At 61.4% G+C, this 25,765-nt stretch carries 21 protein-coding genes, 1 tRNA gene and 1 pseudogene; 15 read left to right on the top strand and 8 right to left on the bottom strand.

Annotation, left to right across the window (positions count from 1 at the left end):
* The first annotated feature begins 87 nt into the window (after window positions 1–87).
* From ACKVY0_RS16870 to ACKVY0_RS16845, 6 genes are all read left to right on the top strand, one after another.
* The gene (locus ACKVY0_RS16870) at window positions 88–3,819 is read left to right on the top strand and encodes an IPT/TIG domain-containing protein (protein WP_409215995.1); all 3,732 of its coding nucleotides are present in this window, start codon (window positions 88–90) and stop codon (window positions 3,817–3,819) included.
* Between the two features lie 15 nt (window positions 3,820–3,834).
* Window positions 3,835–4,659 carry an SseB family protein gene (locus tag ACKVY0_RS16865; protein WP_409215994.1) on the top strand — a complete coding sequence of 275 codons (825 nt, stop codon included), beginning with the start codon at window positions 3,835–3,837 and terminating at the stop codon, window positions 4,657–4,659.
* A 156-nt stretch (window positions 4,660–4,815) separates the two neighbouring features.
* A complete protein-coding gene (locus tag ACKVY0_RS16860; protein ID WP_409215993.1) occupies window positions 4,816–5,781 on the top strand; it encodes an ATP-binding cassette domain-containing protein in 966 nt (321 codons plus the stop codon).
* Window positions 5,778–6,536, top strand: a complete 759-nt coding sequence (locus ACKVY0_RS16855; RefSeq protein ID WP_409215992.1) for an ABC transporter permease — start codon at window positions 5,778–5,780, stop codon at window positions 6,534–6,536. Before ACKVY0_RS16860 ends, ACKVY0_RS16855 begins: the two co-directional genes overlap by 4 nt.
* Window positions 6,537–6,556: 20 nt before the next feature.
* On the top strand, window positions 6,557–8,056 hold the full coding sequence (locus ACKVY0_RS16850; RefSeq protein WP_409215991.1) for a Gldg family protein: 1,500 nt from the start codon (window positions 6,557–6,559) through the stop codon (window positions 8,054–8,056).
* 14 nt (window positions 8,057–8,070) lie between these two features.
* Window positions 8,071–9,921: a DUF4340 domain-containing protein gene (locus ACKVY0_RS16845; protein ID WP_409215990.1), complete on the top strand. Its 1,851-nt coding sequence runs from the start codon at window positions 8,071–8,073 to the stop codon at window positions 9,919–9,921.
* 84 nt (window positions 9,922–10,005) lie between these two features.
* Here the strand turns inward: ACKVY0_RS16845 and ACKVY0_RS16840 are convergent, their stop codons facing one another.
* The 3 genes from ACKVY0_RS16840 to trmD form a co-directional block, all read right to left on the bottom strand.
* A complete protein-coding gene (locus tag ACKVY0_RS16840) occupies window positions 10,006–10,764 on the bottom strand; it encodes a hypothetical protein (RefSeq protein WP_409215989.1) in 759 nt (252 codons plus the stop codon).
* Window positions 10,765–10,874: 110 nt separating this feature from the next.
* Window positions 10,875–10,965, bottom strand: a tRNA-Ser gene (locus ACKVY0_RS16835).
* Between the two features lie 91 nt (window positions 10,966–11,056).
* Window positions 11,057–11,725 carry a tRNA (guanosine(37)-N1)-methyltransferase TrmD gene (trmD, locus tag ACKVY0_RS16830; RefSeq protein ID WP_409215988.1) on the bottom strand — a complete coding sequence of 223 codons (669 nt, stop codon included), beginning with the start codon at window positions 11,723–11,725 and terminating at the stop codon, window positions 11,057–11,059.
* Between the two features lie 117 nt (window positions 11,726–11,842).
* On the opposite strand from trmD, the gene sucC reads away from it, so the two are divergent.
* The 3 genes and pseudogenes from sucC to ACKVY0_RS16815 all read left to right on the top strand — a co-directional run.
* Window positions 11,843–13,030, top strand: a complete 1,188-nt coding sequence (gene sucC / locus ACKVY0_RS16825) for an ADP-forming succinate--CoA ligase subunit beta (protein ID WP_409215987.1) — start codon at window positions 11,843–11,845, stop codon at window positions 13,028–13,030.
* 148 nt (window positions 13,031–13,178) lie between these two features.
* On the top strand, window positions 13,179–13,553 hold the full coding sequence (locus tag ACKVY0_RS16820; protein ID WP_409215986.1) for a hypothetical protein: 375 nt from the start codon (window positions 13,179–13,181) through the stop codon (window positions 13,551–13,553).
* Window positions 13,469–13,672 (top strand): annotated as a pseudogene (locus tag ACKVY0_RS16815) (serine/threonine protein kinase); the annotation flags it as partial. The gene ACKVY0_RS16820 and the pseudogene ACKVY0_RS16815, both read left to right, overlap by 85 nt.
* 135 nt (window positions 13,673–13,807) lie before the next feature.
* Here the strand turns inward: ACKVY0_RS16815 and ACKVY0_RS16810 are convergent.
* Entirely contained in the window at window positions 13,808–14,761 is a 954-nt protein-coding gene (locus ACKVY0_RS16810) for an Rpn family recombination-promoting nuclease/putative transposase (protein WP_409215985.1), read from the bottom strand.
* Window positions 14,762–14,893: 132 nt separating this feature from the next.
* Between ACKVY0_RS16810 and ACKVY0_RS16805 the strand changes: the two genes are divergently transcribed.
* The 5 genes from ACKVY0_RS16805 to ACKVY0_RS16785 all read left to right on the top strand — a co-directional run bounded on the left by ACKVY0_RS16805 (window position 14,894) and on the right by ACKVY0_RS16785 (window position 21,781).
* Complete coding sequence (locus ACKVY0_RS16805) at window positions 14,894–16,189, top strand: Gfo/Idh/MocA family protein (RefSeq protein WP_409215984.1); 1,296 nt, start codon at window positions 14,894–14,896, stop codon at window positions 16,187–16,189.
* Window positions 16,190–16,457: 268 nt separating this feature from the next.
* Complete coding sequence (locus ACKVY0_RS16800; protein WP_409215983.1) at window positions 16,458–19,613, top strand: fused MFS/spermidine synthase; 3,156 nt, start codon at window positions 16,458–16,460, stop codon at window positions 19,611–19,613.
* 6 nt (window positions 19,614–19,619) lie between these two features.
* The gene (locus ACKVY0_RS16795; protein WP_409215982.1) at window positions 19,620–20,723 is read left to right on the top strand and encodes a cytochrome-c peroxidase; all 1,104 of its coding nucleotides are present in this window, start codon (window positions 19,620–19,622) and stop codon (window positions 20,721–20,723) included.
* Window positions 20,720–21,139, top strand: a complete 420-nt coding sequence (locus ACKVY0_RS16790; RefSeq protein WP_409215981.1) for a hypothetical protein — start codon at window positions 20,720–20,722, stop codon at window positions 21,137–21,139. Before ACKVY0_RS16795 ends, ACKVY0_RS16790 begins: the two co-directional genes overlap by 4 nt.
* Window positions 21,140–21,472: 333 nt before the next feature.
* The gene (locus ACKVY0_RS16785; RefSeq protein ID WP_409215980.1) at window positions 21,473–21,781 is read left to right on the top strand and encodes a hypothetical protein; all 309 of its coding nucleotides are present in this window, start codon (window positions 21,473–21,475) and stop codon (window positions 21,779–21,781) included.
* 156 nt (window positions 21,782–21,937) lie between these two features.
* Here ACKVY0_RS16785 and ACKVY0_RS16780 read toward each other — a convergent pair whose 3' ends face one another.
* Window positions 21,938–22,498, bottom strand: coding sequence for a J domain-containing protein (locus ACKVY0_RS16780; RefSeq protein ID WP_409215979.1), 561 nt, complete (start codon window positions 22,496–22,498; stop codon window positions 21,938–21,940).
* Window positions 22,499–22,504: 6 nt separating this feature from the next.
* Complete coding sequence (locus tag ACKVY0_RS16775; RefSeq protein ID WP_409215978.1) at window positions 22,505–22,873, bottom strand: HesB/IscA family protein; 369 nt, start codon at window positions 22,871–22,873, stop codon at window positions 22,505–22,507.
* A 139-nt stretch (window positions 22,874–23,012) separates the two neighbouring features.
* Here ACKVY0_RS16775 and ACKVY0_RS16770 point away from each other — a divergent pair, with 139 nt between their 5' ends.
* Window positions 23,013–23,372 carry a hypothetical protein gene (locus ACKVY0_RS16770; protein WP_409215977.1) on the top strand — a complete coding sequence of 120 codons (360 nt, stop codon included), beginning with the start codon at window positions 23,013–23,015 and terminating at the stop codon, window positions 23,370–23,372.
* A 10-nt stretch (window positions 23,373–23,382) separates the two neighbouring features.
* On the opposite strand, the gene ACKVY0_RS16765 is transcribed toward ACKVY0_RS16770, so the two are convergent.
* Both ACKVY0_RS16765 and ACKVY0_RS16760 read right to left on the bottom strand, forming a co-directional pair.
* Entirely contained in the window at window positions 23,383–24,327 is a 945-nt protein-coding gene (locus tag ACKVY0_RS16765; protein WP_409215976.1) for an NAD-dependent epimerase/dehydratase family protein, read from the bottom strand.
* Window positions 24,324–25,619, bottom strand: a complete 1,296-nt coding sequence (locus ACKVY0_RS16760; RefSeq protein ID WP_409215975.1) for a nucleotide sugar dehydrogenase — start codon at window positions 25,617–25,619, stop codon at window positions 24,324–24,326. The genes ACKVY0_RS16765 and ACKVY0_RS16760 overlap by 4 nt, the downstream gene beginning before the upstream one ends.
* Window positions 25,620–25,765: the final 146 nt, after the last annotated feature.

The following is a 25,765-nucleotide window of genomic DNA, read 5'->3' as shown; positions in this document are numbered from 1 at the left end:
CGCCGGAGGCCCCAATGCGGCCAACCGTCTTGCATTTTGCAGCAACACCCAACATTATCGCCCCAAGCTCTCGGTGATCCTGCCTTCATGAACCACCTCCCTCCAATCTCTGCGCCGTCATTCGCCCGCCTGCAGCGCCTCGCGCAGAATAATGGGCAGGTCATTCTGCATACGGCATTCTGCCTCCTTCGCACTCTCCGCCTTGCTTCGTTGGCAGGGTTGCTCGCCTTCAACTCCAGCCCGGCCCACTCCGCCCCAGGGGCTGTGGACTCACTTAATGCCAATGTCACCGGCAGCTATGTGTCGGCCTCCGCCATGCAGCCGGATGGGAAGACGATCATCGCAGGCCGCTTCATTTCCGTGCTGGGCCAGCCGCGCAACAACATCGCCCGGCTCAATGCTGACGGCACGCTGGACGCGGGCTTCAATCCCAATGCAAACAACACCGTCAGTAGCGTGGTGGTTCAGGCGGACGGCAAGATTTTGCTCGGGGGGTCCTTCACCACCGTGGGCGGGACCACGCGCAACTTCATCGCGCGAGTGGCAGCCGACGGCGCACTCGATATGGGCTTCAATCCCAATGCGAGTAACGGCATCAATAGCGTGGCGGTGCAAACGGACGGGAAGATTCTGCTCGGTGGCTCCTTTACCGGGGTGGGCGGGACCGGGCGAACCTTCATCGCGCGGGTGGCTGCCGATGGCACGCTGGATGCGGGCTTCAATCCCGATGCAAACCACATCGTCAGTAGCGTCGCGGTGCAGGCCGACGGGCGAATTCTGCTCGGGGGCTGGTTCACCAGCGTGAACGGAACCGTGCGCAACCGGATCGCGCGAGTGGAGCCTGACGGCACACTCGATACGAGCTTCAACCCCAATGCGAACGACACCATCAGTAGCGTGGCGGTGCAGGCGGACGGCCAGATCCTGCTCGGGGGCAACTTCACCACCATGGGTGGGACCGTGCGCAACCGCATCGCCCGGGTGGCGGCCACTGGCACGCTGGATGCGGGCTTCAATCCCAATGTTAATGACGGCGTCAATAGCGTGGTGGTACAGGCGGACGGCCAAATTCTACTCGGAGGCTGGTTCACCAGCGTGGACGGAACCGTGCGCAACCGGATCGCTCGGGTGGCGGCCGATGGCACACTCGATGCCGTCTTCAATCCCAATGCGGACGGCGTAATCTTTAGCGTGGCGGTGCAGACGGACGGGCGGATTCAGCTGGGGGGCCTTTTCACCACCATGGGTGGGACCGGGCGTAACCTGTTTGCTCAACTGCTCAATGATCCCGCGACGCAGACGCTAAGCGCGGTGGATACCACGCAGGCCCTCTGGACCCGTGGCGGCAGCACGCCGGATGTCTCGCGGGTCACGTTTGAGCTGAGCACCAATGGAGGTGCCACTTACACACCGCTAACTGGCATCGCCACCCGCGTGGGCAACTCGGCCAATTGGCAGCTCTACGGCCTGTCACTGCCCAACAGCGGCCAGCTCCGCTCCCGTGGCCGCACCGCAGGGGGCTTTGACAATGGCAGTTCCGGGCTGGTGGAGCAGGTAGCCAGCTTCAGCGGGCTGGTCACTCCCGCCGTCACTGTCACCGGCATTAATCCCACCCGTGGCAGCACGCTGGGCGGCTCCAGCGTGACGATCTCCGGCACCGGCTTCACCGGAACCACTGTCGTGACTTTTGGCGGCACTGCCGCGAGCAGTTTCACGGTGGAAAGTGACACCGAGATCACCGCTACCACACCAGCCCACGCGGCGGGAACGGTCAACGTGGAAGTAGCCGCCCCCGCCGGCACGAATGCGAACACGCTGTATACCTATGTGATTCCGCCGACGGTGACTCCCAACACGATACATTTGGCGAGCACCGCGACGAGGCTGGTCATCAGCGGAGCCAACTTCAGTCCCACACCAGGGAACAACACGGTAGTTTTCACGCCTGCAGGCACAGGTAACGTCACGGCAGCCACTGCGACTTCACTGACGGTCACCGGCCTTTCGGGCCTAACGCTTGGCGCGTTGAATGCCGTCGTCACCTCCAGTGGTTTACACAGCGGCACCGCCGTGGAGGTGGCCACCGTGGTTGCTCCGAGGCCGGGGGATCTGGATCCTCTCGATGCGAATGTCATCGGTAGCTCCGTGGTAGCGACCGCCGTGCAACCGGATGGAAAGACGATCATCGCTGGAAAATTCTCCTCCGTGTTGGGTCAGCCGCGCAACAACATCGCTCGGTTGAATGCCAACGGCACGCTCGACGCGGGTTTCGATCCCGATGCCCGTTTCTTCGGCACTGGCGCCTTCGGGAATGTCTCGACCGTGGCAGTGCAAGCGGACGGGAAGATTCTGCTCGGTGGCTCCTTCACCAGCATAGGCGGGACCACGCGCAACCACATCGCACGAGTGGAGGCTGATGGCACACTCGATACAAGCTTCAATCCCAATGCGAACAACAGCGTCTCTAGCGTGGCGGTGCAGGCCGACGGCCAGATTCTGCTCGGTGGCTCCTTCACCACCGTGGGTGGAACCACGCGCAACTACATCGCGCGGGTGAAGGCTGACGGCACACTCGATACGAGTTTCAATCCCAATGCGAACAACGCCGTCCTTAGCTTGGCGGTGCAGGCCGACGGCCAGATTCTGCTCGGGGGCTTCTTCTCCATTGTGGGCGGGACCGGGCGCATCAGCATCGCTCGAGTAGCGTCAGATGGCACGCTCGATGCAGACTTCAATCCCACTGCGAATGACTCCGTTTATTGCGTATCATTGCAAGCGGACGGCCAAATTCTAGTCGGGGGCTGGTTCACCACCGTGGGCGGGATCGGACGCAACTTCATCGCGCGGGTGGCGTCCGATGGCACGCTCGATACGAGCTTCAATCCCGCCCCGAATAACTACGTTTATAGCGTATCAGTGCAGGCGGACGGCCAGATCCTGCTCGGGGGTTCCTTCACCACCGTGGGCGGGACCGGGCGCAGCCGCATCGCGCGAGTAGCGTCCGATGGTACGCTCGACACGGGCTTCGATCCCAATATGAACAACGGCGTGTCTAGCGCGGCGGTGCAGGCGGACGGGCGGATTCTGCTCGGGGGCTCCTTCACCAGCGTGGGCGGGACCACGCGCAATCTGTTTGCCCGGCTGCACAATGCCCCCGCGACGCAGACGCTGAGATCAGTGGATCGCACGCAGGTGCTCTGGACCCGTGGCGGCAGCGCACCGGAGTTCTCACACGTCACCTTTGAGCTGAGCACGGATAGCGGCAGCAGCCACACCCCGCTGGGCGGCACCGCGACGCGCGTGGGCAGCACGCCGAACTGGCGGCTCACCGGCTTGAGCTTGCCCACCAGCGGCCAGCTCCGCGCCCGTGGGCGCACTGCAGGCAGTTCCGGGCTGGTGGAGCAGGTCGCCAGCTTCAACCGGGACTCGGACGACGACGGCCTGCTCGACTCCTGGGAGGAACTCCACTGGCCCGGCGCGACTGCGCTGCACGGTCCGCTCGATGACGACGACCACGACGGCCTCGTGAACCTGTTAGAACTGGCCTTTGGCCTGAACCCCACGCTCTCCAACGGTGCGGCCCTGCCGCCTGCGGTGCTTGAGGGCGACTATCTGACGATGACGATCCCCAAGCAGCCCGGCGTGACCTACGAGGTGCAGAGCGCCGGCACGCTGCTGCCCGCGCTGCCGGATTCCTTCAGCGCCAGCTCCACCACGGTGCTCCTCAATGACGCCACCACGCTCAAGGTGCGAGACAACACCCTCTTTGGCACGCCGCCCGCCCGCTTCATGCGCGTGCAGGTGACCGGAGCACCGTGAACTCACTCCACGCTCATGTCCCACTCCCCCACCGAAGACTGGCGGCCCGAGCCGGAGCCGCAGAATGAGCTGGAACGTTTGATCAAGCAGGCGGCGGAAGATCCGGCGCTCCAGGGGCGGATGTTCCGGCTGCTGATGAAGTCGGAGCTGTTCATCTACGTGCCCTACCACCCGGAGCTGGTGGGGGAGCACACGCGGACGACGGATCAGGGCTTCGTCTGGTGTACCTATGGCGATGCGGACGGGCCCTTCGCGGCGGTGTTTACCAGCCAGGCCGCTGCCGACTTTGAGATGCGCAACGTCCGCAAGGCCGGGGGCCCGAAGCCGATGATCTGCGCGATGCCGGCGGATGTGCTGATGAGATTCCTCAATGACCAGCAGACGACGGTGCGGGTGATGGCGGCGGGCGGCGGCACGATCCGGCTGCAGCCGCAGGCGGTGGCCTCGCTGGTGGCAGGAGAATTCACCGGCGAGCACCCGCAGTCCGGCAGCGGGGAGAAGACGCAGGTGACGCTCGTCGCGGTGCCGGAGGCCAAGGTGCCGCTGAAGCTGCGGCAGGCGATCCGCGTCTTCTGTGCGCGGCGGCGCGTGCCCATCGGCGTGTATGTGTTTCATCAGGCGGACGCGCAGACAGGCGCGGTGCCGGGCAATGACCTGCGGGTGATCCTGTGGCTGCGCCATGAGGACAACGTGTTCTACAACGACTTCTGCCTGATGGCGCAAAAGCTCACGCCCCGGCACCTGGAGTTCTACTGCGCAGTGGTCACCTCCGACGACGAGCAGGCCGTGACCTTCCTGCAGCAGCAGACGCCGCTGTGGCCGCTGCTGAAGGCGGAGTGAGGGCGGCGGCACGGCGAGCCGTCTGCAACCACGCAAAACGTCCATGGGGGCGTCCCTGCCCTCAATTTTGCGAATGGAGGATTGCGAATTGTCTTTCCGACGGCCATAGGCTTTAATTTCCGCCCTCTCAACCCGCCGCCCCTCTTCGCCCCCGTCATGATTGATGTTCAGGAACTCACCAAGCAGTATGCCGGTCGCACTGCGGTGAATAACATCTCCTTCCAGGTGGAGCCAGGGGAGATCGTGGGCTTTCTGGGGCCGAACGGGGCGGGAAAATCGACGACGATGCGGATTCTCAGCGGCTACATGCCGGCCACCTCGGGCCGGGTGCAGGTGGCGGGCTTTGATGTGTTTCAGCAGTCGATCCAGGTGCGGCAGTCGGTGGGTTACATGCCGGAGATGGCCCCGCTGTACGCGGACATGCGGGTGAAGGAGTACCTGCGCTTCCGGGCGGAGCTGAAGGGGCTCTCCGGTGATGCGATGCGCCACCGTGTGGGCGAGGTGATGGAGCTGACCGGTGTGACCGAAATGCGGAAGCGTTTGATCGGTAATCTGTCCAAGGGCTACCGCCAGCGTGTGGCGCTGGCCGACGCGCTGGTGCATAAACCGAAGCTGCTGATCCTCGACGAGCCGACCAACGGCCTCGATCCGGTGCAGATCCGCCATGTGCGTGATCTGCTGCGCAGTTTGAAGACGAAGCACACGGTGCTGCTGTCCACCCACATCCTGCATGAGGTGGAGCAGACCTGCGACCGCGTGATCATGATCCACCAGGGCCGCATCCGTGCCAATGACACGCCGCAGAACCTGACGCGCCAACTGCGCTCCACGACGCTGCTGCATCTGGAACTCGACGGTCCGGGCAATCTGGCGGAAAGGCTCACCGCCATTGCCGGCGTGCGCAAAACCACGGAGGAAAAGCTCCTGGTGCATCCCTGGCGCAAGTTCACGCTGCGCGTGGAGCCGGACCATGACGTCCGCGATGCAGTGCTGGAGCTCGCCATGCTGAAAAAATGGCGCATCCGCGAGATGCACCGCCAGCTTCCCACCCTGGAGGATGTCTTCGTCGAGCTGTCTCTGAACGCCGGCATCCCCGCCGACATCCCCACCCACGTCCTATGAGGATCTTCTGGATTCTGCTCAAGAAAGAGCTGCACGCCTTCTTTGTCTCCCCCGTCGCCTACGTGGTGCTGGCGCTGGTGATGGTGCTGAACGGCTTCGCCTTCCGCGCTGCGCTGTCCGTGCTGGAAAGCGCCCCGAGCGAGGGCTCCATCGTGAGCTGGAGCTTCCACGCGATGTGGTTCTGGCTGTCCTACTTCTTCATCTTCCCGCTGCTGACGATGCGCCTGTTTGCCGAGGAAAAGAAGATGGGCACGCTGGAAACGCTGTTCACCGCGCCGGTGCGGGCGTGGCAGGTGGTCGGCTCGAAGTATCTCGCCGCCGTCATCGTGTACTGCGTGCTGTGGCTGCCGAGCCTGTTCAATTTCAAGTTTGCGCACTGGATCACCGCCGGGGAGGTGGAACTGCCTGCCGGGGCGATGCAGGGCGCGTACCTCATCCTCGTGGTGATGGGTATGTTCAACCTCGCCGTCGGCTGCTTTGCCTCGTCGTTGACGGCGAATCAGATCGTCGCCGCGATCATTTCCTTCACCTTGAGCCTGATGCATTTCCTGCTGGGCATCTTCATCATGGTGGTGGGCCGGAAGATTTCCGACACCATCGTGGACATCGTGAACTACTTCGCCGCCACGGAGCACATCCGCATCTTCACCGCCGGGCTGATCGACAGCCGGCCGCTGATCTATTACCTCAGCATGTCGCTGCTGTTCCTCACCTTCACGCATCACGTCGTCGAGTTCCGCCGCTGGCGGCCATGACCGCCGATTGATCCACCACCATGCCGGATTCCGCCCAGAAACCACCGCCCGCCGCGCACACGCCGCCGCTCGCCATGCCAAAGCGCTCCGGCATCGGCCTGAACGTTGCCGTACAGATTTTTCTGGCGCTGGCGCTGTTCGCCGGCATCAACCGCCTCAACTACTATCACTACTGGCGCTGGGACTTCAGCCCCAGCCAGGACTACACCCTGAGCCAGGCCACGCTGAACACCCTGAACAGCCTGTCGCGTGATGTGCAGATCTACATCGTCTTTGGTCGTGATTCGAAAGTGTACGGCGAGGTGCAGTCCCTGCTGGAGGAATACCACCTGCATGGCAGAAAGCGCGTCAAGGTGCGCTCCATCGACCCGGTGCGCGACATCGAGCGCGCTGAACAGCTCAAGGCCGACACCGGCCTCTCCCTCGCCCAAAGCGGCGTCCTCGTGCGTTGCGGCGTGAACAAGCGTTTCATCACCGAGGAGGAGTTGGTCATCCGCGAGTCCGGCACCAGCACGAACAAGCAAATCATCGAGTTCCGCGGCGAAGATGCCATCAGTTCCGCCATCATCTCCGTCGTCGAAGGCCGCGTGAAGCGTTTCTACTACGTGGTCGGCAAGGGCAGCCGCTCCGACGCCGCCTTGAGCGATGCGTACAACGCCGCCCTCGACCTCGGCAAGCAGCAGAACTTTGAAGTCGTCCAGGCCAACCTCTCCGAAATCAGCAACATCCCGACGGATGCCGACGGCCTGCTCATTCTGGGCGCACGCTACGACTTGTCCGAGCGTGAGATCAAAATGCTGGACGATTACTGGAAGAGCAAGCGGGCGGGCGTCTTCATCATGCTCGACCCCGGCGGCGAAACCGCGCGTCTCAGCGCCTTCCTCAACGCCAACGGCGTGCGTCCGCGCGGCGACCGTGTCCTCACGGCTGAAAGCACCAGCACCGGCGCACGGAAAGAGTTTACCGTGCTCGCCGAGTTCATGGAAGATGTGCCTTTCATCCGCCATCTGGCCTCGTCCGCCATGACGCTGTCCGGCCAGTCGGAATCCCTCGAACTGCGTGACCAGGACACCGCGCTCAAAGAGCAGTCGATCAACGTGCAGCCGCTCATCCGTGCCTCACCGCGCTTCTGGGGGGAACGGCAGTTCCTGGAAGAACTGCCAGTCGTCGATGAAGAAGACACGCTGCCGCCGATCTATCTCGCCGCCAGCATTGAACGTGGCGCCGTACATGATGAAAGCCAGCGTGCCGACAGCTCGCGCATGGTGGTGGTGTCCAACTCCACCCTGCTCGACAAGCAGACCATGCTCGCCGTGAACCGCGACTTCGTCGCCGCCGGGCTGAACTGGCTGATGAACCGTGAGAGCAACATCGGCATCACCGCCAAGCCCAAACGCTCCTACCGCATCCAGCTCTCCAGCAGGCAGCATGAGCTAATTTTCTGGGTCACCTCCATCACTCTGCCGGGCATCGTGCTGGGGCTCGGCTTCATGGTCTGGGCCAGCCGACGGGCCGGATGAATTGATATTAACGCATGAGCGCACGCACCACCCTACTCTTGTTCCTGCTCGTCACCGCCCTGGGTGCGATCATCCTCGGCATCGAGCGCTATTTTCCCTCCGCCCAAGAGCTGCGTGAGATCAAACGCGGCCCCGCCCGTTTTGAAAAAGACAAGGTCACCCGCGTCGAGGTGCTCACCGCCGAAAACACCCCGCTCACCCTGGTGCGCGAAGGCAATTCCTGGCGCATGGAGGCACCGTTCAACGATCTGGCCGATCCGCAAAAAGTCGCCGCGCTCATTCTTACCCTCGACGGCGTCGAATGGATCGAGCGCATCCACCACGAGGAGTTTGATGACAACGAGTGGCAGAAGACCGGCCTCGACAAACCGCGCTACAAGGTACGTCTCCTTGCCGGCACAAACGTGGTGCATGAATGCTGGTTCGGCGCGCCCGCCGTCATCGAGAACAGCGTTTACATCGGCATCCCCGACGCCAAAATGCCGGGCACCGCCTGGTATCTCGCCAAAAGCGAAGCCCCCGTCGTCCTGCAAATTCCCGCCGCCTCCTGGCGTGATCCCAAGCTGCTGCGCCTGCCCGCTGAAGTCATCACCAGCATCACTTTGACCCAGGCCTCCGGCCAGATCGTCCTCTCCCGCGAGAACGAGCACGCGCCCTGGCTGCTCGACAAGCCGCTCAAAACCCGCGGTAGCAAGGAACGCATCACCGAACTGCTCTCCACCCTCCTCAACATCGAAATCACCGAGGCCAAAGATGTCAGCACGGCGGCCAATGGCAGCACGGCCAAAGGGGATGCACAAACCACCCCGGCGGATGAGATCAAAGTCACCATCGAATCCAAGACCCGCGGCAAGTCCTACGAGTTCAGCTTGAAGAAACCCGCCGACGAAAAACAAGCCGTCACCACCGCCACCACGGCGTATCGCAAATCAGCCTTCACCGTCGCTGCCAAAAACCTCGCCAGCCTCTGGGTCAGCCCCAATGCCCTGCGCGACCATCTGCTCGCACAAATCGACGGAGAGAAGCTCGATTTCATCACCCTCACCAGCAAGACGCACCCGGAGATCAGTCTGCGCAACGAAGGCGGCTCCTGGTACCTCCAGCGCCATGGCAAATGGGACGCCGCCAATGGCGAACGCGTCGCCCGCTGCCTCAACGCGCTCAACACGCACGAGATCATGCAGTTCACCGCCGACACCGCCGCTGATCTCATGCCCTACGGCCTCGATGATCCGTTCCAGACCATCACCTGGACCCCCTCGCGTGAGAAACCCGTGAAGCTCATGTTCGGCCACAATGCCGAGAACACCCAGTTCTTCGCCAAATACGACAGCGAACCCTTCATCTACCGCATCGACGCCTCCCTGCTGCCCTCCCTGGCCACCGACGGCATCAAATGGAAAGGCCTCGGTGCCCTACGCTTCACCACCTTCGCTCTCCGTCGCATCACCATGTCGCTCGGCTCCAATGCGCCGGTCATCCTCGACTACAACCCCGTCACCGCCCAGTGGAAAGCCACACGTGGCGGTCGTGATGTCACCGCAGAGATCGACCGCGTGAAAGCCGACCAACTCGCCGGTAACCTCGCCCGCTTCACCGTGCAGGACTGGGCCGCCGACCGCAGCGACGCCCTCGAAGCCTTAAAAACCCCCTTCCTCACCATCCAGGTCGTCCTTGGCGAACCCGGCCGCACCGACGGCCCCGTGCGCGAGGTGGAGATCATCTTCTCCCCCACCCAGCCCAACGCCGAAACCGCCTTCTACTTCGGCCAGATCAAAGGCGACCCCGACATCTTCTACATGACCCGCAGCGCTTTGCTCCAAATCGTCGGCGACGGCGTGTTCAAGCCGAAGCCGGTGAAGTAACCAACGGCGACGCAAGCCGCAAGAGCACCTTGGGGGGACGGCGAGCTTTACGAAACAGCAGACCGGTTCTGACCATTGGTGCCATCATGGCTCGCTCACATGACGTTTGCTGGCCGATGACTTGCGGTTCTTGAGCACCATACAGGCCAAGGCGATTGCCGCGACGAACAACGCGGCCATCAGTGACCACCGGATAAATTCAAAGCGGGCATCAGGCGGCAAATCACTCGGGCGATCAATCGGTTGCTGCCGCAGAAATTCAGATTCTTCCCGAAGTATTGCGTCTCTCACAGCAAGCTTCCCTGACAGGACATCGGTGATCCAATTCGAGGTGTTTCGATCACCATCGAACTGTTTCTTATATTCATTGAGAAGGGCACGGACTTTCGGGCTACGGTAGTTCGAGGTGAAAACCCACTGCTTGCGTGTGCTCGGCATAAAAAAGCCAATCTCGAAAACACTTCGTCCATTTATATCGGCAGGAAGATCGGCCAAAGCCGCGTGACCAACTTCGATATATGCGTCAGCCGATATTCCTTCGAGAGCGTGAAGGAATACAGTTAGCTCGTCTGGTGTATGTGCCACGCCAGCCCACCAAGTGCGAGGGTGAGATTTTAGTGTTGGCAGCAAATCTCTAAGTTCCTGGAACTCTTTTATTTGAGCAAGAGATCCGTCAACAGCAGAGTCAGGGAACTGGCCCTGAGGAAAGTTTGCGTTGCTTACAACCGCTCGAACCAGAGCAACGATGCGATCAAGCCCGTCTGAATTTGCAGCAACTGTGCTGCCGGTTCGCGCAGCCAGCAGTATCACCGCGAGTGCAAGGGTGGTTGGAAATGCTTTCATAGACTGCTTCCTGATCACGGCGCTGCTCTGGTAGAGAAAGCCTGATTACTGTAGTCTGTTGTCACCAACACGGCGTGATTCCCATAAAATCCTTCACCATGGGGAAAAACTGGCGGAGAGAGAGGGATTCGAACCCTCGGTAGCTGTTAAGGCTACGCATCTTTAGCAAAGATGTGCTTTCGACCACTCAGCCATCTCTCCGTTGCGCTAGACCGGTCGGGCCGCGCGGCGCTATTTAGCTCGCAGCGCGGGAGATCGTCAAACGAAATGTCATCGTCACACGCATCTCATTTCACAGCAGATCCGGGCGGTTCGCCCGCGTGCGTTCCACCGCCTGCTGGGCCCGCCACTCGGCGATCTTCGCGTGATTGCCGCTCAGCAGCATCTCGGGCACCGTCAGGCCGCGATATTCCGCTGGTTTGGTGTATTGCGGCGCTTCCAGCAGGCCGCTGGCCCCGAAGCTTTCCTCCACCGCGCTCATCTCATCCCCCAGCACGCCGGGGAGCAGGCGCACGATGGCATCCATGACGACGACAGCAGCAATGGCACCGTTGGTCAGCACGTAATCACCGAGACTGATCTCCTCATCGACCCAATGCTCAATGATGCGATGGTCGATGCCTTCGTAGTGGCCGGAGAGGAAGATCAAATGCGGTTCTGCTGAGAGTCGGCGTGCCGTGGCCTGATCGAAGCGTTTTCCGGCCGGTGACAGGTAAATGACCCGCGCCTCCGGCGTGTCGAGGCGGTCCAGCGTTTCAAACACCGGCTCGGGGCGAATCACCATCCCCTGCCCGCCGCCATACGGCGTGTCGTCCACCTGGCGATGCTTTCCCACCCCCTGCTCGCGCAGATCATGCACGCGCAGGTCTAGGATGCCTTTTCCCTGCGCACGTCCCATCATGCTCAGGCCCATCGGCACCGAGACCAGCTCCGGGAACAGCGTCACCACATCAATTCGCATGCGCGTGCTATGCCCCAGCCCATTCCGCACGGCAAGCGCGGCATTCTCGCCGCAAGCGGGAATGCGCCTTGACGCTTTGGACGGCACTTCTACTATCGCGCTCCCCATTTTCCCGCCATGAACATCCACGAGTATCAAGCCAAGCAACTGTTTGAAAAATTTGGCGTCGCCAGCCCCAAAGGCATCGTCGCCAGCACGGCGGAGGAAGCAGGCGTGGCCGCGCGTGAGATCGGCGGCGGCGGACTCGTGGTCAAAGCCCAGGTGCATGCGGGTGGTCGTGGCAAAGGCACCTTCAAGAACGGTTTCAAAGGCGGCGTACATCTCGTCAACACGCCCGAGGAAGCACAGGACATCGCGGGCAAGATGCTCGGCCAGACGCTCGTCACGCACCAGACCGGCCCCGAAGGCAAGCTGGTGAGCAAGGTGCTCATCGCCAAGGCCGTGGACATCACCAAGGAATACTACTTTGCCATCCTGTTTGATCGCGGCACCAGCACCCACGCCATCATCGCCTCCACCGAAGGCGGCATGAACATCGAAGAAGTCGCCGAGAAGACTCCCGAGAAGATCAGCAAGGAGTTTGTGAGTCCCACCATCGGCCTGCAGCCCTACCAGTGCCGCAAGATCGCCGCCTCGCTCGGTTTGCGCGGTCCGTTGATGAACCAGGCCGTGAAACTCTTCACCGCGCTGTGGAATCTTTACCTCAAGGCCGACTGCTCCCTCGTGGAGATCAATCCGCTCGCCATCACCACCGACAATCAGGTCGTGGCGCTCGATGCGAAGTTCAACTTCGACGACAACGCGCTCTACCGTCAAAAAGATGTCACCGCGATGCGTGACACCACCGAAGAAGACCCGCGCGAAGTCGCCGCGAGCGAGTTCGGCCTCAACTACATCGGTCTCGACGGCAACATCGCCTGCCTCGTCAACGGCGCCGGCCTCGCCATGTCCACGATGGACATCATCAAGTTCCACGGCGGCGAACCCGCCAACTTCCTCGACGTCGGCGGCGGCGCGACGAAAGAACAAGTCACCGCAGCCTTCAAGATCATCCTCGGCGATCCCAAGGTCGAAGGCATCCTCGTCAACATCTTCGGCGGCATCATGGACTGCGACATCATTGCCAACGGCATCATCGCCGCCGCGAAAGAAGTGTCCCTGAACATCCCGCTCGTCGTCCGCCTCGAAGGCAACAACGTCGAAGCCGGCAAAGCGACTCTCGCCGCCAGCGGCCTCAAGATCACCAGCGCTGCCGATTTGACCGACGCCGCGCAGAAGATCGTGGCAGCAGTGAAGGCGGCGTGAGGAGAAAAAGGTTAAGAGTTAGAGGTGATGCGTTAAGGGTTATGGATCGAGTTCTTCGTAACCCATAACCCATAACTCCTAACCCTTAACCCCGCACTCCCCCCAGAGCGGTTGCAATCCAGCGCCGCATGTCTCAGCATGCTCCCGCATGTCCACGTCGGACGATCTTCCCACAGCACCGCCCGCTGAAAGCGCGGACGATTTTGCGACGCTCATCGTCGCCAAGTCAGCGACATCGCCGACGCAGACGGTGACATACCCTTCCGGCGCGAATCCAGCCGCGCCGGTGCCGTTTGTGTTTGGCCGTCGCATCGCGCAGGGCGGCATGGGCGCGATCCTGGAAGCCGATGACTGCAAACTGGGCCGCAAGATCGCGGTGAAGGTCATGCTGTCGGAAGCCGCATGCAGCGAGGAGCAAAAGCAGCACAAGAAGCGGCGGTGCTTGGCCGGCTGGAACACCCCAACATCGTTCCCATTCACGATCTCGGCCTCGATTCCGAGGTCCAGCTTTATTACACCATGAAGTTGGTCAAGGGCCGCACGCTTCAGCACATCATCGACGAACTGCGCCGCGAGCATCCCGAGAACCTGCGGGAGTTCACCCTCGACCGTCTGCTCACCATTTTCCGCAAGGTCTGCGACGCGCTGGCCTTCGCGCATGCACAAAATATCATCCATCGCGATTTGAAGCCGGAGAACATGTGTGGGCCGAACTCGATGCGCAGGCGGGGAAAAAGTGAGCGGTCTGGTCGCTGGAGCCTTGCAAGCCTTGCCGCCTCAGCCCTGCTTGAAACGGGCTTTGTATTCCTGCTCCAGCGCCGTGAATCGCTGCTGAAGGTCTTCGAGGCTCAGGGCGCGCAAGGTATCATCCAGCATTGCGGGTTTGCCAAGAAGCTGTTCGAGCAGACGAACCTTGCCGCGCAATTCTCCACGGGCTTCTCCACGGGCTTCTCCACGGGCGATAAGTCTTTCGGCGAGTGACATGATGTTCTCCTTGAGGTGCGGATGTTGTTCCAAGCTATGGGCGATCTGCTCTTCGTCAATCGTCGTGTCTGTGTGCATCGCGTAGAGATAGCTCAGCAGCAGGAGCGGCTCCGGCACGCTCCAACCTTGCCGCTGCATTTCAGCGGCGATCCAGACCAGGAACTCCGCGAGACGTTTCTGCCGCGCGAGCTTCATCAATTGCAGCACCACACGCAACTGCGCGTGATCTTCGTCACGATCAGGATCGAGCTGCGTGAGATCGAGCAGCGCATGGCGAAACTTCGGCAGGTAGGGCAGCAGCGCGGCAGCTTGCGCATCGGACAGCTCAAACAGGTCTTCAAAACAAGGCGAAACCTTCCAGCGCTCCGGCCCCTGATGCAACACGAAGGCCAGCACGGGCGGCAGCGGCAGACCGTGGCGTTTGTGATTCGCCTGCATGATCTCCAGCATATAGCCGAGCACACGCAACGGCATCTCAGCATCGACGGTGGTCTGGTGCTCGAACAAGAGATATAGCTTCACTTCACGTTCACCGAGCCGCGCGGTGAAGAGCAGGTCAGAGTGTGTCTGTTGCAGCGTCTGCTTTATGAATGATCCCGGCTCCAGCTTCAGTGAAGACCAGTCGATCAGCGCCACCAATCCGGCGTCGAGATGACTTTGGAAAAACAACGCCGCACGCTGCGGATCGGAGAACACCTGCTTGAAGTAGGCGTCATTCGGCTGCGATGAGAGATCAAGGTCGTCCACCCCGCTAAACTGCCGAAGCGCGGATGCGGCGCAAGTTTTCCGGCAGCCCGGCTGCCAACCGAAGAGTTTCAATCATTCGCATGGTGGAGCATTTTCGATGCGTTTGAGTTTCGGCACAACCAATCCACCACCATGAACACGTCCACTCGTCGTCAGTTCGTCCGCAGCTCTGCTTTGGCCACGTTTGCTGCTCCCGCCATCCTCAAGGCCGCCACCGCAGATAAGATCAACCTCGCTTTCATCGGCCCCGGCGGCATGGGCAGCAATCACGTCAAGTCGATGTGCCAGCGCAAGGATGTGATCTTCTCCTGGGTGTGTGATGCGGACGCGAAGCGGGCGGCGGCGGCTGCGAAGACGATTCAGGAACTGACCGGCCAGACACCGAAGATCGCCAGCGACATGCGCCAAGTGTTTGATGACAAGGCCGTGCAGGCCGTGCTGATGGCGACACCGGATCACTGGCACGCGCCGGGCGCGATCCTCGCGGCCAATTCAGGCAAGCATGTGTATGTGGAGAAGCCCTGCTCGCACAATCTGCGTGAAGGCCGGCTCATGATCGAAGCGGCGGCGAAAAACAAGGTCTGCATGCAAGTCGGCACGCAAAGCCGCAGCACGGCCAGCATCAGCCAGATCATCGAGAAGCTGCGCAGCGGCATCATCGGCGATGTTTTGGTGGCGAAGGCCTGGAACAGCCAGCTCCGCAAGAATCACGGCCACCAACCGGCCACCGAACCACCCGCCGAACTGCATTACGAACTCTGGCTCGGCCCGGTGCCGAAGGTGCCGTTCAAGCGCACCTATCATCCGGCGCACTGGCGCTGGTTTCATCATTTCGGCGCGGGCGATTTCGGCAACGACGGCGTGCATGACATCGACATCGCCCGCTGGGGCCTCGGTGTGGAGCAGCATCCCGACCGCATCATCGGCCAGGGCAGCAAGCTCTTCTTCGACGACGATCAAGAGTGGCCCGACACGCTGTACTGCGGCTTTGAATACGACATTGCGGGCAAAACCAAGCAGCTCATCTACGAGCAGCGTGATTGGTCGCCTTATGTGCAAGAAGGCCACGAAAACGGCTGCGCCTGGTATGGCACGGAGGGAATGGTCATCGGCGGCAAGCAGAAAGGAAGCTGGCAGATTTACGGCCGCAACAACAAGCTCATCGAGGACATCAAACCCACCTCCGGCCCCGACCTCGCCGCGCATCACGCGAACTTCTTCGATGCCATCCGCACCGGCGCGAAACTCAACGCCGACATCACCATCAACCATCTCTCCACCGCCCTCTGCCACCTCGGCAACATCGCCGCACGAACTCGGCAGGCGCTCGTGTTTGATCCGGCGAAAGAGCAATTCATCGGCAACGCCGACACCTCCAAGCTGCTCAAACGCGAGTATCGCGAACATTGGGCGACGCCGGTTGGATGAGGGTGCGCCCCTGTACTACTCAGATTAGCCGCAGAGGGGCAACGAGGCAAAGATGGCAGAGTGAGAACATGGCGGTTTCACCACAGAGATCACAGAGAAGCACAGAGGTTTCATGGCAATGATTTTGGTCATTCTCCGTGTCTCTCTGTGACCTCTGTGGTTGATTCAAAACTCTGCCGCCTCTGCTCCTCTACCTCTCAGCGGCAACTCCGATCTGCGGGTTTAGCGGCTGGACACTGCATCCTTCATGCGTCTTGATGCGACAACCATGACGTTCCCTTCATCTGCACGCCTCCCATTCCTCGCCACGCTTCTGGCTTTGTCAGGAGCCTGCGCTCTCGTGTATCAGATGGCTTGGCTGCGGGAGTTTCGCCTCGTCTTCGGCGGTGCCACGCCTGCCACCGCTGCGGTGCTGGCGATCTTCATGGGCGCGATGGGCGCTGGCAGTGCTTTGTTTGGCCGCAGAGCGGAAACGTCCAACAATCCCCTGCGACTCTATGCGTTTATCGAACTGGGGGTCGGTGTTGCGGCACTGCTGACACCGCTGCTGCTCTGGCTGGTGCGTTCGCTGTATCTGAGCACGGGCGGCATCGCCGCGCTGGGTCAGGTCACCGCCACGCTGCTGCAACTCTTGCTCGCCACCATCGTGCTGGCACCGCCATGCCTACTCATGGGCGGCAGTCTGCCAGCAGCTTTCAAATGGGTGGAGACAGATCAAGACCAGCAACGCGGCAATCTCGGCGTGCTGTATGGCGTGAACACACTTGGAGCACTCGTGGGCGTGTTACTGAGCACGTTCTGGCTGCTGGAGCACTGGGGCATTCGCATCACCGTCATGACCGCCGCCGTGGTGAATCTTCTCATCGGTGCGGCCGCGTGGTGGGTGGCGCGTGATGCATCGCCGGTGGAGCCTTTGAAACCTGCACCATCGCCGTCAACGGCATCGAGCAGCCTGAGAACGCGCTTCATCTATCTCGCCGCCGGCATCACCGGCTTCACGTTTTTCCTCAGTGAACTAGTCTGGTTTCGTCTCCTGGCGCCGTTGCTCGGCAGTTCCGTGTATGGCTTCGGTTTGATCCTCGCGCTCGCGCTCACAGGCATCGGACTCGGTGGATTGCTATATCGCATGCTCTGGGCTTCACGCGCAGGTGCCGTGACGCTCGCGGCACTGGCCCGCGTCGCGGCATGGCAGGCGCTGTTCCTGGCAGTGCCATGGGCGCTGGGAGATCGCATCGCCGTCTTCGCCGTTGATGTGAATCAACTGCGTGCCCTCGGTTTGCCTGGTCAAGTCGTTGGCTGGACGTTGATCTCCAGCCTGCTCGTGCTGGGGCCGTCCATTCTCGCAGGCGTGCAGTTTCCATTGCTCGTCGGCTTGCTGGGCAGTGGGAATCGCAATGCGGGGCGTCATGTCGGTTACGCGTATGCCGCGAACACCGTCGGTGCCATCACCGGGTCATTGGCCGGGGGCTTTCTTCTGCTGCCCTGGCTCACCGCACCCGGTGCGTGGCGTTGGGTGATGCTGTTGACGCTGCTGCTCAGTCTGAGCGCAGCAGTGCTGGGTGCGCGATCAACCGCACGCCGCGTCTGGCCCGGGATCATCCTGCTATGGCTCGGTTCCGCTTATCTCATCCTCGCCCCAACAGGCCCTACCGCCGCCTGGCGGCACAAACCCATCGGCTATGGCCGTGTCGAAGCGCTGCCGACTTCCATCAATGGCCTGCGCGGTTGGTTGAATGCCAGCCGCTGGAAAATCGCGCATGAATTTGAAGGACGTGAAGCCAGCGTGGCCGCTGTCGCCAGCGATGACGGTTACTGCCTCTACGTGAACGGCAAATCCGACGGCTCGGCCTTTGGCGATGCTGACACTCAGGTGATGCAGGGCCTCGTGCCCGCGATGTTGCACCCCAAACCGCAGAACGCCTTCATCGTCGGTCTGGGCACAGGAACCACCGCCGGCTGGGCCGCAGACGTGCCGGGCATGGAGCGCGTGGATGTGGTGGAACTGGAGACTGGCATGTCCATCCTCGCCCGTGATCACTTCGCCCCAGTGAACCGGAATGTGCTGACCAAGTCGAACGTGCATCTCATCGCCGGAGATGCACGCGAAGCCTTGCTCGCCGCCGGTAACAGCTACGATCTGATTATCTCCGAGCCTTCCAATCCCTATCGTGCCGGTGTGTCCACCTTGTTCACGCAGGAGTTCTATGCAGCGGCCAAAGCGCGGCTCAAAGATGGCGGACTCTTCGCGCAATGGGTGCAGGGCTATGAAGTCGATGCGCACGCCATCCGCCAGGTCTATGCCACGCTCACCGCCGTGTTTCCCCATGTGGAAACCTGGATCTCCGGCCCCAACGACCTGCTGTTCATCGGTCATCAGTCGCCACCCGCATACACGTTGGAGCAACTCCGCACCCGCATCACTCAACCGCCGTATGCCGAAGCGCTCCAACGCGTCTGGCTCACGCGTTCCGTCGAAGGCGTGCTCGCACATCATCTCGCCTCGCCTGTCTTTGCCCGCAGCCTGCTGCAAACAACCCCAGCGCACATCAACACCGATGATCGCAACCTGCTGGAGTACGGTTTTGCCCGCGCCCTCTCCAAAGACAATCAATTCGAAACCACCCAGGTGCTCTCCATGGCCATCGCAGCGGAGGCCGATGTTCCGGCGCACCTCGCTGCTCAGATTGATCGAACTCGACTCATCTACGAGCGACTGCGCATGCTGGCCGCCGATGGCGCCACATTCTCGATCCCATCCGCACTCGAAGGCGATGACCAACGTCGTGCCGAAGCGCTCGTGGCGTTTGCCAGAGGAAATCATGAAAGCGTCCTCGCTTCATGGACCGGCAATCCATCCAGTCCGTTTGAGCAGTTGATGCTGCTGGAATCCACCGCCCAAGCCGGCACAGCGGAAGCCATGCCGCCGCTTCTCGCCGCCGTCCGCGCTGACTGGCCCGCCGATGCTCAATTCGCGGCCGCGCTGTCCGCCTTCCGCCACGAATCATACGACGATGCCACAGCTCACTTGCTCGACGGCTTCAAAGCATTGCGTCAACAAGTCTGGGTGCGCCTGCCCGCCGTTCAAACGGCCCTGTCGCTCGTTCCGCCACTGGTGGCAACCAATCACGACCTCGCTGCACCATTCATGGAAGTGCTGCGTCTCCCGTTTCCCGGTGGTCTCGCCGATCCGACCCGCATGAACACGCTGGTCGAAATCATCCCGCTGCTCTCGTCCGAGCATCAACTCGAAGTGCTCGCCATGTTTGAACCCAACCCGCCGTGGCAGCGCCAGTTCCTGGAGTTTCGCCTCAAAACCTATCGCGCAGCCACTCATCCGCGCACGCAACAAGCCGAACAGGATCTTCAGGCATTTCTGCGCCACGCCGACCGCCCCTTGGATGAACCCGCCGCCAACGTTCGTTGAAAACGCATGTTCACCACTCTCGTCGTGATCCTGGCGGCTGCGGCGGCTGAACCGTTGCCGAACACGAAGATCGAAGCGCTGCCTCGCTCCGCCGCACTGCCCACCGACACGCCTGCCAAGAACGAACTCGGCCGCCTGCTGTTCTTTGATCCGATTCTCTCCGCCACCCGCGATGTCGCGTGTGCAACCTGCCATCATCCGCAGCACGGCTGGGCAGATGCACGTCCCACACCACTCGGCGTGCATGCCAGTGGCCTCGGACCTGAGCGCAAACTCGTCAAAGGTGCCGAGTTCCTCCCGCTGACACGCAACACGCCATCCATCCTCAACGTCGCCTTCAACGGCATTGAGTCCGACAAGCCGTTCGATCCTGCCAAATCGCCGATGTTCTGGGACAATCGTGTACAAAGCCTCGAAGCACAGTCTTTGGCCCCGATTCGCCAGCGTGAAGAAATGCGCGGTGATGGGTGCAGCGAAGCCGAGGCCGTTCCCGCGATGGTTTCACGTCTGAAAGCCATCCCGGAATATGTGAAGCTCTTCGAAGCCGAAATCACTCCCGAACGCGTCTCTCAGGCCATCGCCGCGTATGAGCGCACGCTCATCACGCCCAATTCCCCCTTCGACCGCTTCATGCGCGGCGACAAAACCGCGATGAACTCCGAACAACAGCACGGCATGGCGGTATTTCAGCGCGCAGGTTGCGCCCTCTGCCACAACGGCCCCATGCTCGCCGATTTCAAGCTCCACGCCATCGGCCTCACCGACTCCGCCACACAGCGCCACGAGTTCCGCACGCCCACGCTGCGTAATTTGCAGCACACCGCGCCCTACATGCACCACGGCGGCACGCTCACGCTCGATGAAGTCCTGCTCTTCTACGACCGCCTCATGGATCAAGCCGCCGAAACCTTCGACGGTGGCGACACCTCTCTCCCGCCGCTCGATCCACTGCTGCGGAAGATGAACATGCTGCCCGAGGATCACGCGCCGCTGAAAGCCTTCCTCGAAACCCTGAACAGCGACGACTACGACAAATCCGTGCCGAAACGGGTGCCCAGCGGCCTGCCCGTTCCCAGCATCACTCACAACCACCAACCCATAACTCCATGAACCCATCCCTTGGTCATCCACGCCTCCAATCTCTGATTCTCAGAGCCGCCTGCCTCATGTCCCTGCTGACTCTCGGTGCGGTGTTCGCACCGGAGTATGTGCTGGGAAAACTGAACTGGTTCCTCGGCTTGGGCAAGCTGCCCGACTCCGTGCTGCTGCGCTATCTTGGCTCCGGCGGTTCATTCGTGTACATCATCACGGGGCTGCTGATGTGGATGATGGCGGGCGATGTCGTACGTTACCGGCCCATGATTGTTTTTTCCGCGTGGCTTATGCTCGCAGCGGCACCCATCTACGCATACATCAACATCCATACCGGCATGCCCAGATGGTGCGCCGTGATGGATGTGGTGACATGCCTCGGCTTTGGTGCCGCCCTGCTCTGGGCCTGCCATGCCAGACCGAAAAGCGCCTGATCCCCCAACGAAAACAGCACAGCCGGGCAGGCTGTGCTGATGAATCCAATGGCCGAACAAACCGGCCATCAAAGCTGGTGCGGCTAACCGCGTTTGGCCTTCTTCTCCTGCTTCGCGAGCTTCTTTTCCTTCATGGTCTTCTGCGGCGCTTTCTTTTGCTCCTTCTTGGCGTCTTGGGCTTTCATAGTCAGATGGTGTTGTTGGGTTCACCGTCAATGAATGGACGGCATGCGGTGGTTGTAGCGTGGGTTTGAAAAATGGGCAATCGCAATGATGCGTTAGCTCCATCAACTCCAGGGCGTTTTCACGCTTCGCGCTGGGAGGCTTTAAAACTTGGCCTCGTGCTGGAGCCAGACCGAAGTGCGCGGCACCAGCGTGGCGGAGTTTTGGCATCAAGAGGCTGGCTGGGCCAAGGCGCGGCGGCTGGTGGTCATGCGCCACGAGGTCAAAGAGAAGCAGCGCCCCGGAGGCAAAGTGCTGCTGGAAGTGCCCGGCTACCTGTTCCAAGCGCTGGCGACCAACCAGGGCGCAGCGCACACGCCCATCGCGCTCTGGCGTGACTATAATAAGAAAGCTGGCTGCGAATGCGTGATCAAGGAACTCGATGTCGGGTTTGCGTTGCCCAAGCCAGCGTCGTTTTAGCTTCCTACTGCATGGTTACGGCTGAGGCTGATTGCGCACTTTCACCCATCTGGCCGCCGCTGCGGGTGCGTACTTGAGTTGGATGCTGAATGCTCGCTGGGGCTTTGTTGTCTCCGTTTTCTCCTGTGAAGGTCACGGCGTAAGCCAACCTCCGGATCACATCAAGTTCAGCAACGCCTCGCGTACCTGGGCCTGCCATTTGCCGTGGTAGGCGAGGCGGGCCTGCAAGGTTTGCAAATCGGCGAGAGCGGTGGCGTCGCTGGATGTGAGGCGAGAATCGAAGGTGGGCAGATCTTCGAGCAGGGCGCTGCGTTCGGCATCGAGCGTGATGCCGAGGGCCTCGAGCTGCTCACGCAAACGCATCTCTTCGGGAGCGAGCAAGGCTTTGGCGAGCGCGGAGGTAGCGGCCTGCCGGCGTTTGAGAAAGGCGGCGACGTTTTGCAGCGTCGGGCCGAGCTGGCTGAAGAGCGCCATCATGGCGTCGTCGATGGGCACGGCGCGCCAGGGGACTTGATGGAGGTCGAGCAGGTGCTTGAGACGTTTCTCGGGCGTTTGCAGCGTCTCGTAGGCGGCGTTGATCTCGGCGGCACGGGCGGTGGCACCGCCGGGCTGGTCGGGATGGGCGCTGCGGCTGGCGTCACGGTAGGCCTGCTGCAAAGCTTCGAGGTCGAGGGCGGCAGCACGCGGCAGGCCGAGGAGGGCGAAGGCGTTCGGCATCGGCGATCAGGCGGCAAAGCTTTCGCCGCACGAGCAGGTGACGACGGCGTTGGGGTTTTTCACCTTGAAGCCGCCGCTCTGCATATCGTCGCTGTAATCCAGCTCGGAGCCGGAGACGAACAGGGCGCTTTTCGGGTCGATGACGACGCGCACGTCGCTGGAAGTGACCATGATGTCGCGGTTGGCGGGGCCATCGACGAGATCCATCTTGTACTGCAGGCCGGAGCAGCCGCCGCCGACGACGGCGACACGTAGGGCACCGTTTTCGGCCCGGCCCTGCTTCTTGAGCAGGCCGAGGAGGCGGTTCGCGGCGTTGGGCAGCACCTTGATGAGTTTTTCGTTGCCGATTTTGAAGCTAGGAGCAGTGGCGGTCATGGGCAGGGAAGCGATAGCGCAGAAAGGGAACCTTGAACATGGAGCATTAAACGCTCGGACGGGCTTTTTTGCAGGGAGTTTCACGCTTCGCGCTGGAAGGCTTTAAAACTTGGTTGGGGTACTTTGTGCTCAAAGCATCGTGCGCACGCTCACCGAATCGCTGGAGGAGGACGGGCGAGAGCCGCAACGGCGCGACTGGATCAGCAGCCTGGAAGCCGATGCGACCGGAGCGCAGCGCTTCGGCGCGCTAGCGCGTGGGCACTGGACCATTGAAAACGGCAGCCATCGCCAGCGCGACACGCTTTGGCGGGAGGATCACCAGTGCATGAAGCATCACGGACGCGCGCACATCCTCGCCAGTCTGAGGCAACTTGCCCTCTGCCTGCACCGCAGCGGCAAGGTGCAGCCCAAAGCCATGCGCACCAGCCACCAAATCAAACGCCTCAGCCACGCGCCAGGCACAGCTATGCCGCTTAAAATTATCAACCCCAGAGAATGAAAACGCCCTGTTAGCCCTGCTGACGATAATACTCCAACGTTCTGCGCAGACCTTCCTCCCATGACACCTGGATCTCATAGCCCAGGCACTCGCGTGCCGCGCTGATGTCCGCCAAGGAGTGTAGGATGTCGCCCGTGCGACGTGGTTCAAAGCGCGGCTGGAGTTGCTGGCCGGTAAGCTGGTTGAGGTCTTTCACCAGGCGCAGCAGGTCGATGGAGTCGCCGCAGGCCACGTTGAAGAACTTGCCGGCCGCTTTTTCCGCCGGCGCTTCGGCAGCGCAGAGGTTGGCGGCCACGGCATTGTCCACGAAGGTGAAATCACGTGCTTGGCTGCCGTCGCCAAAAATCACCGGCGCCTCGCCGGCCAACATGCAGGTGCAAAATTTCGCGATCACGCCGGAGTACGGCGAATCAAACGCCTGCCGCGGACCGAACACGTTGAAGTAGCGCAGCGAGATGGTCTCAAAGCCGTACAACTGATGGAAAAGCTGAGCGTACCGCTCGCCGCCATATTTTTGCAGCCCATACGGTGAGAGCGGCTGCGGTGGCAGGCTTTCATGCTTCGCGGGAGCGTCGGCGTTGCCGTAGATCGACGAGGAAGACGCGAACATCAGTCGTTTCACGCCCGCATCTCGCGCGGCGACGAGCACATTGAGCGTGCCCTCCAAATTGTGAGCGTTGGTCTCCTGCGGGGCGCTGACGGAGCGTGGCACGGATGGCAGCGCTCCCTGGTGGAACACCCATTCGATGCCGGGCATGATCTTTGCCAGCAGCGCGGTGTCGCGGATGTCACCCTCGACGAGTTCAACCTCATCTCCCGACTTTTTCCAAGCGAGGTTGTCAGCCTTGCCCAGGCTCAGATTGTCCAACACGACCACGGATGCTCCGCGACGGCACAATTCCTCCGTGATGTGGGAACCAATGAATCCTGCGCCGCCGGTAACGAGAGCTTTCATGCTTTAAAGTAATTGGGTTGTCCTTTCATCTGCCTGCTGAGGGCGTTGCGTGAATCCACCACGAGCCGCGCATGTGCCGCGAGGAGATTCGCGTCCACCGCCTGGTGATTCGTGGCCACCAGCACCAAGTCATAGCCCGGCAACATGTCTGCCCCGAGTGTCACACTCTTACGCCCCGCGAAGTGCGCATGCTCGCGCGAAGGGCGGATCACCGGCACATGCGGATCGTGGTAATCCACCTGCGCCCCGGCTTGCTCCAGCATCTCCCATAGCACATAGGCCGGGCTTTCGCGGTCGTCATCGACGTTGGCCTTGTAGGCGATGCCGATCATCAAAATGCGGCTGCCACTGATGGTCTGCTGGGTGGTGGCGAGCGCTTCTCCCACACGCTGGATCACATAGGCCGGCATGGCGGTGTTCACTTCGCCTGCCAGCTCGATGAACCGCGTCTCCTGACCGTATTCGCGTGCCTTCCAGGTCAGATAAAACGGATCGATCGGGATGCAGTGCCCGCCGAGGCCAGGTCCGGGATAAAACGGCATGAAACCAAATGGTTTCGTCTTCGCGGCGTCGATCACATCCCAGATGTCGATGCCCATCGCCGCATAGACGACCTTGAGTTCATTCACCATGGCGATGTTCACCGCGCGGAAGATGTTTTCGGTCAATTTCACCGCCTCGGCCACCCGGCAGGACTCCACCGGCACCAGCGTCTTGATCGCACGGCCATAGACGGCCAGCGCGTGCTGCTGACACTCCGCCGTGAGACCGCCGACGATCTTCGGGATCACCGCCACATCACTCTGCGGATTGCCGGGGTCTTCACGCTCCGGGGAGAAGGCGAGGTGGAAATCTGCGCCCGCTTTAAGGCCGGAACCGGCTTCAAGCACCTCGCGCAATTCCGTGTCCGTGGTGCCGGGATAAGTCGTGGACTCCAGAACCACGAGCTGCCCACGCTGCAAATGCGGCGCAATGGCACGTCCGGTATTCAGAACATACGTCAGATCCGGCTCACGCTGTTTCGCCAGCGGCGTCGGCACACAGATGATGACCGCCTCGCACTCGCGCACGCGGGAAAAGTCGGTGGTGGCGGACAAGCGCCCCGCATCGCGCTGTGCTTTCACAGCCTCGGCGGAAATGTGCAGGATGTAGCTCTCCCCAGCCGTCAGCGCATCGGTCTTGGCGGCATCTATGTCAAATCCCAGCACCACGCTGCCTGTCCGGGCGAATTGGAGGCTCAAAGGCAGCCCCACATAGCCAAGGCCGATGATACCGATGGTGGATGACGTCATGCGTTAGAAACTGAACAGTTCAAACCGTCATATGAAAGCAAGGCACCCGGCATGCCAGAAGTTTTTGTCAAAAAGCGGCTTTATTTCGCCTGCCGCTCTGGCAATGGAACGGCGCTCGCTGCATGGCTGACTCCCAACCTCCACAT

This window comes from Prosthecobacter sp. (genome assembly GCF_046154365.1).
Taxonomy (GTDB): Bacteria; Verrucomicrobiota; Verrucomicrobiia; order Verrucomicrobiales; family Verrucomicrobiaceae; genus Prosthecobacter.
Note: the sequence above shows the minus strand (reverse complement) of the source record. Positions and strands in the feature narration are given on the sequence as shown.